Genomic DNA, 8,276 nt, shown 5'->3' with positions numbered 1-8,276 from the left:
TCGTTGGGTAGGTTCCAATTGATATAATTCATGCAGGTCAAACAGGCTTTCTTGTCGTATAATAGTCATAGGGAGTCTTCCTCCAGTCTTAGAGTTTGTTTGGTCACTTACTCATTTCGACTTGTTAGGGAGGTACTCCTTTTTATGTGTCTTAAACCCCTTGAAGCTCTAAGGAGTTAATTTATGAAATTGATTCAATTGTAAAAAGATTTTAAAAATAGGCAAAAGTCTTTTGACAATTGATTCAGAATGGTATAAAATTTCTAAGGAACTAATAAATTACAATTAATTGAAAGGAGCGTGACGTCATGCGTAGGTATGTAGATATTTCAGTACAACTGGTCAGTTCAGATTCTCGTGTATACAACTTAACAAGGCATGGCGTGGAACGTTGAGATTCCTTTCTTAATTTAGGATTCGTGTCTTTTCAGCTCATGCCACCTCTATCGGCGTGGGCTTTTTATATTTTCTATTAACCTTTGGTGTAGAAGAAGTATGTTGCCCCCGTGTAACATACTTTTTTTATTATAGATAATGTTCAAAAGCACCTAGTGGTAATTTTGTAGCGACTTTTTGAACTCTCATTATTTAAAATTTGAAAGGAGAAATTTTGATGAATGTAACGAAAAAGAAGGAAAGAGAAGTAAGTCTGCTGGGTCGGATTAAAGGCGGTTAACAAACGAATGGTGTGTGGATGAAAGGAGAGAAAGCATGTTTTCAGTATTAGGCAAATTAGGGTGGTTTTTCAAAAAACATTGGAAGCGATACACGATAGCAATTATTTTGCTCCAAATAGTAAACGTTTTTGAGGTTATTCCTCCGAAATTAATCGGGATAGCGATCGATGAAATGACAATCGGAGCAATGACAAAAGAGCGATTATTTCAAATTGTAGGGTTTTATTTAGGCTTGATGATTGTCAATTATATATTGTGTTATGTATGGATGTACCAGTTGTTCGGTGGTTCTTTTCTCGTGGAAAGAACAATGCGTTCAAGCTTTATGCGACACTTACTTAAGATGACACCGACGTTTTATGAGAAATATCGAACCGGTGATCTGATGGCCCGTGCCACGAATGATTTAAAAGCGATTTCGATTACCGCGGGCTTCGGGATTCTTACACTTGTTGACTCAAGCTTATTTATGATTACGATACTGTTAGTTATGGGATTCACAATCAGCTGGCAGTTAACGATTGCAGCACTATTACCACTGCCGATTATGGCCCTCTTGATGAATCGTTATGGAAAGCTTATTCATAAACGGTATACATTGGCACAGGATTCCTTTGGGGAACTGAATGACCAGGTGCTTGAATCGGTTTCAGGTGTAAGGGTGATCCGTGCTTATGTTCAGGAAAAGGCAGATAACAAACGTTTTGCTAATATGACAGATGATGTTTATAAGAAAAATATAGAGGTTGCTAAAATTGATTCGTTATTCGAGCCGACAATCAAAGTCCTTGTTGGAATCAGTTACTTAATCGGATTAGGCTATGGTGCCTATCTTGTTTTCCATAACACGTTAACGCTCGGACAGCTCGTTTCATTTAACGTCTATCTTGGAATGATGATTTGGCCAATGTTCGCTGTCGGAGAATTAATTAATATTTTGCAGCGCGGTAATGCTTCATTAGACAGGGTTAATGAAACGTTGGATTATAAGCCAGACGTAAAGGATACCGAAGATGTTGTCTCATTTCACAATCCAGATGAAATTATTTTTGATCAAGTAACCTTCCGTTATCCGAGTTCACAGGTTGATAATTTAAAGGATATCTCTTTTTCATTAAAGAGAGGCCAAACACTTGGTATCGTTGGGAAAACAGGGAGCGGAAAGACAACTCTCGTGAAACAATTTCTAAGGGAATACCCACCGGGGACTGGAAAGGTGTCGATTTCCAATGTACCGATCGAAGAAATTTCACTTTCACAGCTTCAAAGCTGGTTAGGGTATGTACCACAACAGCAAATTCTGTTTTCACGATCTGTTAAAGAAAATATTTTATTCGGAGTCTCTGATACATCAGAGAAACGGTTAAACGATGTTGTTGAGCTTTCCTCGTTGGCAGGCGATATCGAAAACCTCCCGCAAGGCATGCAGACACTTGTAGGGGAAAAAGGGGTTGCCTTATCGGGTGGACAGAAGCAACGTATATCGATTGCTCGTGCTTTATTGGTGAACCCGGAAATTTTACTATTAGATGATGCAATGTCTGCAGTTGATGGGAAGACAGAAGCAAAGATTATTAACAGCATACGTAATGAACGGGCAGGTAAGACGACACTGATTACAACACATCGGTTGTCAGCAGTACAACATGCGGACTGGATTCTCGTATTGGATGAAGGCCGGATTGTTGAAGAAGGAACACATAAACAGTTATTGGAAAGTGGAGGCTGGTACTTAGAACAATATGAACGTCAACAGCTAGAAGCTGGTCTCTCAGAAGGCGTGGTGTAAAAACGATGAACGTAGGAAAACGGCTATATAAATACGCATTGCATTATAAAAAGACGATTATTATTGCATTAATCATGCTCGCACTTGCAGTAGGAACAGAACTTACGGGTCCTTTTATTGCAAAAAAGATGATCGACAACCATATTCTCGGAATTGAGGAGCCGTGGGTAAAAGTCAAAGATTCTGGCGAGGATACCGTTCAATATAAAGGAGATCTTTATGTTCGTACTGAGTATTACGAAGGGGATTCATCGGAAAAACCAACAGTAAGAATCCTCCAGGTGAAGCGTGATTATTACTTTATTGACGAACCTGTGCCCTTTGATGGGGAACGTTCCATTGATAACGGAACAATGACCATTGAAAATGGGGAGAAAAGTGCAACTTATGAAGTCGATGAACTGACGAATAACCAACTTCTTGGCTTTTACCAGCCAGAAATTAAAAGGCTTATTTACCTTAGTGCACTTTATCTTGGTCTGATGGTTATCGCATCATTTTTCACTTATGGACAGAGCTATTTGCTGCAACGATCGGCGAATCGAATTATTCAAAGAATGAGAACAGATGTCTTTGGCCAAATCCAACGATTACCTGTCAACTACTTTGATAATCTTCCTGCGGGTAAGGTGGTTTCAAGAATCACGAATGATACCGAAGCAATACGCGAGTTGTATGTTACGGTATTGGCACAATTTTTTACTGGGATTATCTATATTCTCGGAATCCTTACTGCCTTGTTTTTCTTGGATGCACGACTCGCATTAATCTGTACGATTATTATCCCAATTCTATTTGTTTGGATTATCATGTACAGAAAGTTTGCGTCTAAATATAACCATCTGATTCGATCGCGGTTAAGCGATTTGAATGCGATGATTAATGAATCGATTCAAGGGATGACGATCATTCAAGCTTTCCGTCGACAAAAGGAAACGACAAAAGAGTTTGAAGAGGTTAACGAGGAATATTTTCAGTATCGTAATAAGTTACTAAACCTTGAAGCGATCATGTCACATAATCTAGTGAATCTGCTTCGAAATGTCGCATTTGTAACATTAATCTGGTACTTTGGTGGTGCTTCGTTAACAGCAGGAGCAGCGGTTTCAGTTGGTGTGTTATATGCATTTGTCGATTATTTAAACCGAATGTTCCAGCCGGTGACTGGGATTGTAACCCAACTAGCTAATCTTGAACAGGCACTTGTATCTGGAGAACGCGTTTTCCGATTGTTGGACCGGGAAGGTGAGAACGTCTCGAACACAGCCCTACCTCGTTATAAAGGGAATGTCGTGTTTGATGATGTAACGTTCGCCTATAAAGAGAAAGACTATGTTCTGAAAAACATTTCATTTGAAGCGAAGCAAGGTGAGACAGTTGCTCTTGTAGGTCACACTGGATCAGGTAAGAGCTCGATCATGAACCTGCTGTTCCGCTTTTATGATATTAAACACGGTAAGATTATTATTGATGGTCAGGATATCCAGAAGATTTCAAGGCAGGATCTTAGAAAGCATATGGGAATTGTCCTTCAGGATCCATTTTTGTTCACAGGAACAATTGCATCGAATGTAAGTCTTGATGACCCTTCTATTACTCGTGAGCAAGTTGAAAAGGCGCTGAAGGATGTTGGAGCAGAACCGTTTATTAGCCAGCTTCCGAAAGGGTTTGATGAACCGGTTGTTGAAAAGGGAAGTACCCTATCAGCTGGTCAGCGGCAACTCATCTCCTTTGCACGGGCACTTGCCTATAATCCAGCGATTCTTATTCTCGATGAAGCGACAGCTAATATCGATACAGAAACCGAAGCGATTATTCAAGAAGCTCTTGATGTCCTTAAGAAGGGACGGACGACGTTTATTATTGCCCATCGACTATCTACGATCAAAAGTGCAGATCAGATCCTTGTCCTTGACCGCGGACAAATTGTTGAACGTGGAAACCATGATCAACTCATGAAAACACAAGGGAAGTATTATCAAATGTATCAATTACAGCAAGGAATGAAGGAATCGAAAGCAGTATAATTGAATATATTAGAGGACTAAGGGGCTGACCCAGAAGGACATTCATTTGTTCCTCTAGGGTTAGCCCTTTTGATTTCACGTTAAGAAAGTATAAAATTTTGCTAAAGAAATAATGTGGTTTATAAAATTTTTAACCAAAATTTTAAAACTAATAGAAAAAGGTTAACCGGAATCAAAAATAGAATTAGATAGATAAACTGAAAACCTACAAAAGGACATACAATGGTACTATGGGAAGTAGGTTATAGAGGCAAGAAATGGGGGGTGTTGATTTTTGAAACGTAAAGAAATTTATTCATGGTCGATGTATGATTGGGCAAGTTCGGCTTTTGCAACAACCATCATGGCAGCTGTTCTTCCTATTTATTATTTTGATGTAGCTGCAAAAAACTTGGATAGCACAACAGCAACCGCTTTTTGGGGATATTCACAATCGATTGCAGTACTTATCGTGGCTCTTTTAGCACCAATCCTAGGTGCAATTGCAGATTATTCTAGTTCGAAGATGAAATTTTTACGATTCTTTGCTTATATGGGCATGGTTGCGAGTGTACTACTGGCATTTGTTGGTGAAGGGGATTACATTCTCGCATCACTTTTGTTAATCTTCGGTACAATTGGATTTTCGGGTGGAAATGTTTTTTATGATGGATTCCTGCCTGAAGTAGCGCAGCGAGATGATATTGATAGAGTTTCAGCTAGAGGCTATGCATTTGGTTACCTTGGAGGGGGCGTGCTGTTACTTATTAATCTCGCGATGATTATGTTCCCGAGCGTATTTTTCCTCCCAAATGCAGGGGTTGCATCACAGATCTCTTTTGCGAGTGTGGGGATCTGGTGGTTTATCTTCTCAATACCAATGTTCAAAAATATAAAAGAAAAAAAGCATGAACAGCCGAAGATGGAAGGCTCTTATGTAAGTATTGGTTTTAACCGTCTAAGAAAAACATTTAAAGAAATTCACCAGTACAAACAGCTATTGTTATTCCTGATTGCATTCTGGTTATTTAACGATGGGATTTCAACTATTATAAAAATGGCGACAATTTACGGTAGAGACATTGGGATTGGTACAACGGACTTAATTGCTGCGCTTCTAATTACGCAGTTTGTCGGCATTCCATTTGCATTTTTGTTCGGTTACCTTGCAAGACGAATACAGGCGAAAAGAGCATTGTATATTGCACTATGGACTTATGTTCTTATTGTGTTACTCGGTTACTTTATGGAAACAGCGGCACATTTTTACGCGTTAGCCATACTAGTCGGACTTGTTCAAGGCGGTGCCCAGGCACTTAGTCGTTCAATTTTTGGAAGTATGGTTCCAGATAACCGGCATGCTGAATTTTTTGGCTTTTATGGAATATCGGCAAAGTTTTCAGCCATATTCGGACCATTTGTGTTCGGACTTGTTGGACAATTGACAGGTTCAAGCAGACTGGGAATTTTCTCACTCGTCATCTTCTTCCTTATCGGGATTTTCCTATTGAGCAAAGTGGATATCGAGCAGGGGAAAAAAGAGGCAGGTAGTAAGGTTGTAAATGGTGAGATCCCAATGTAACACGTAATTAACGTGTAAAAAAATCAGAGAGTCGACTCTCCGTTATGAGTGTCTCACTCTCTGATTGGTATTTTGTGATTATAAGATTGGTTCAAAGTTTATACATTCTATAGCTAGTGTACAGTCTTTGCCAGTGTCGTAGGATATGTTGCCAATTTTTTGTTCGAGTTGATCAATTGCATCAGCCGAGTCTTCAAACCAATAGGCTCCAAGCACTGATAAAACCTTAATACCTTCTTGTTCGGCTTGTTCAAGTAAATCAAAAAAGGTCTGCTCAGAGTGCTCATCTACTTGAGCAGGGTGTGACCAACGGGAGTTTGATTCATTTAAGTAATCGCCACTTCCAATGTCTTTCTGATAAGAAAATGGATCGACTCGTTCTTTCAAGAGTTTCCTTTTCCAGCCTAGTGGATCATATAAAATTTTGAGTGCTAGCTGCATATGGTTATAAGATCGTTCGATATAATTGATTGGAAGCTCTTTGTGAAGGTCCGGGAAGAAAGTTTGAATCGCCTCTGCTAGCATTGCTTCTACAGATGTGTCTAGTTGACTGCCGATATCAAGCTGCTTATAGACAGGTGTATTCCAGGTTTCGATACCGCGAAATTTCTTCATTAATAATGTATCGATAATGATTTCAAGTTTTTGATGGCGGTTGCCTTCATTCCCTGATCGGAATATGATGTATGGATGTGCATTCCGATCTAGTATGTGGTGTGTAAGGAACCCCGTAGTAAAGGCAACTAACTTGCGATCATTTAAACGAGCTGTCGTATATTGGATCAACTTCATTAAAAATGGCCCACATTGTTCGTGAGGATTCGATCTCCTACTTTTGCAACTGGTGTCGATTTCCATGGCCAAAAATTATGATAAAAAAATGGATCTGGCCCTTGGGTTCCGAAACGGAAATAAGGACCTGTTTCATGGTCAAGCCCTATAATTCCGGTTTTTTCCAAGAGCTTCTCGCCAAAATGAATATGTGTCCAAACGTTTGGCATGGTTGTTCCGACCTTTCTCCAATAAAGTTACCTTCTGGGGTTAAAGGTTGATGCTAACCCAATTTGTCTACCTAAGAACGGCTAATCTAGCTTGTTTATCGGTCGATGCTCCTACTGAGTAGCCGATACGTTGCCCCATTTTAATGAATTGCCCAAGGGAGATTGTTTCGTCCATCTGCAGTAAGTTACGTTCAAATAAGACGATTACAGTAGACCCAAACTCAAAATGTCCGATTTCTTCACCTTTGTTAAAATAGGGGAGGCTTTTGAGTTTTTGATTGATGAAACATCCTTTATGCAGTCGTTGAACCTGCTCTTTGTAGGCAACCTGTACACTCCCGACAATAAATGCACCAACTTTAACAATAGCTACGTTCCCTGCTGCAGTATTCATATACGTTATGAGACGTTCGTTTTTTGCATAAAGTTCGTTGATGGATTGAACGCCTAAACGATTAACTGGGTACAGACGTCCAGGAATGTATGAAAACTCGGTTACGTTGCCACTGATAGGCGCATGAACACGATGATAATCCCTAGGGCTTAGATAGATAGTCATGAAGGATCCATTTTGGTATGTTTCTGCTTTTTCTGAGTTAGCGAGCAAACCCTCAACAGAATAAGTAACCCCTTTTGCTTGGATTAAAGATCCATCTTGTACAGCCCCGGTTTGTGTAATCATTCCATCTGAAGGGCTGATAATGGAATGGTCTTTATTGTCAATGGGACGCGATTCAGGTTTTAATTTTCGCGTGAAGAAATGGTTCAAACTCCTAAATTCCTTCATAGGTTTTTCTATGGAAGCGAGATCGATTTTATAATATTTAGCATATGGTTTTATTGCTAATTTGCTTAATCTTGTCCTTGTAATTCTTCCGGTTAGGGATGAAACGTGATGCTGTGGTAAACAGCTTAAGAACCTACCAGTAATGTATTTCATTTAAAACTCCTTAAAAGAGGTTAAGTTCATTTCATGTTGCTATTAGTATTTACGAAAATTGTATTTATGAATACCAACATTATACTGTTTTATTAAGGACGTGTTAAGCAAATGTTGAATGAATACAATATTATTTATCCGTATGGGGGAGAGACTAACATTAATAGAGGTTGTGTCCGCCTTTTTAACACGTTAAGAAAGTATAAAAATACTTTCTATAGTATAAGCGCAACTAAGGCTCAGCCGGCGCCAAAGGCTTGGCTTTGCCAAGTTTTCTTTAA

The 8,276-nt window shown here is 39.3% G+C and carries 6 protein-coding genes; 3 read left to right on the top strand and 3 right to left on the bottom strand.

Annotated features, from left to right (window positions below):
* The first annotated feature begins 711 nt into the window (after positions 1-711).
* The 3 genes from NON16_RS12625 (at position 712) to NON16_RS12615 (ending at position 6,054) form a co-directional block, all read left to right on the top strand.
* Positions 712-2,466 (top strand): ABC transporter ATP-binding protein, encoded by a 1,755-nt coding sequence (locus tag NON16_RS12625; RefSeq protein ID WP_257349483.1) that lies wholly within the window; start codon positions 712-714, stop codon positions 2,464-2,466.
* Positions 2,467-2,471: 5 nt separating this feature from the next.
* Positions 2,472-4,493 (top strand): ABC transporter ATP-binding protein, encoded by a 2,022-nt coding sequence (locus NON16_RS12620; protein WP_257349482.1) that lies wholly within the window; start codon positions 2,472-2,474, stop codon positions 4,491-4,493.
* Positions 4,494-4,767: 274 nt separating this feature from the next.
* Positions 4,768-6,054, top strand: a complete 1,287-nt coding sequence (locus NON16_RS12615; protein ID WP_257349481.1) for an MFS transporter — start codon at positions 4,768-4,770, stop codon at positions 6,052-6,054.
* Positions 6,055-6,132: 78 nt separating this feature from the next.
* Here the strand turns inward: NON16_RS12615 and NON16_RS12610 are convergent, their stop codons facing one another.
* The 3 genes from NON16_RS12610 to asd form a co-directional block, all read right to left on the bottom strand.
* Positions 6,133-6,846, bottom strand: coding sequence for a hypothetical protein (locus tag NON16_RS12610; protein WP_257349480.1), 714 nt, complete (start codon positions 6,844-6,846; stop codon positions 6,133-6,135).
* Positions 6,846-7,055, bottom strand: coding sequence for a hypothetical protein (locus tag NON16_RS12605; RefSeq protein WP_257349478.1), 210 nt, complete (start codon positions 7,053-7,055; stop codon positions 6,846-6,848). The genes NON16_RS12610 and NON16_RS12605 overlap by 1 nt, the downstream gene beginning before the upstream one ends.
* Positions 7,056-7,122: 67 nt before the next feature.
* A complete protein-coding gene (gene asd, locus NON16_RS12600; protein ID WP_257349477.1) occupies positions 7,123-7,995 on the bottom strand; it encodes an archaetidylserine decarboxylase in 873 nt (290 codons plus the stop codon).
* Between the last annotated feature and the right edge of the window lie 281 nt (positions 7,996-8,276).

This window comes from Pseudalkalibacillus decolorationis (assembly GCF_024609785.1).
GTDB classification, from domain to species: domain Bacteria; phylum Bacillota; class Bacilli; order Bacillales; family Fictibacillaceae; genus Pseudalkalibacillus; species Pseudalkalibacillus decolorationis.
Note: the sequence above shows the minus strand (reverse complement) of the source record. Positions and strands in the feature narration are given on the sequence as shown.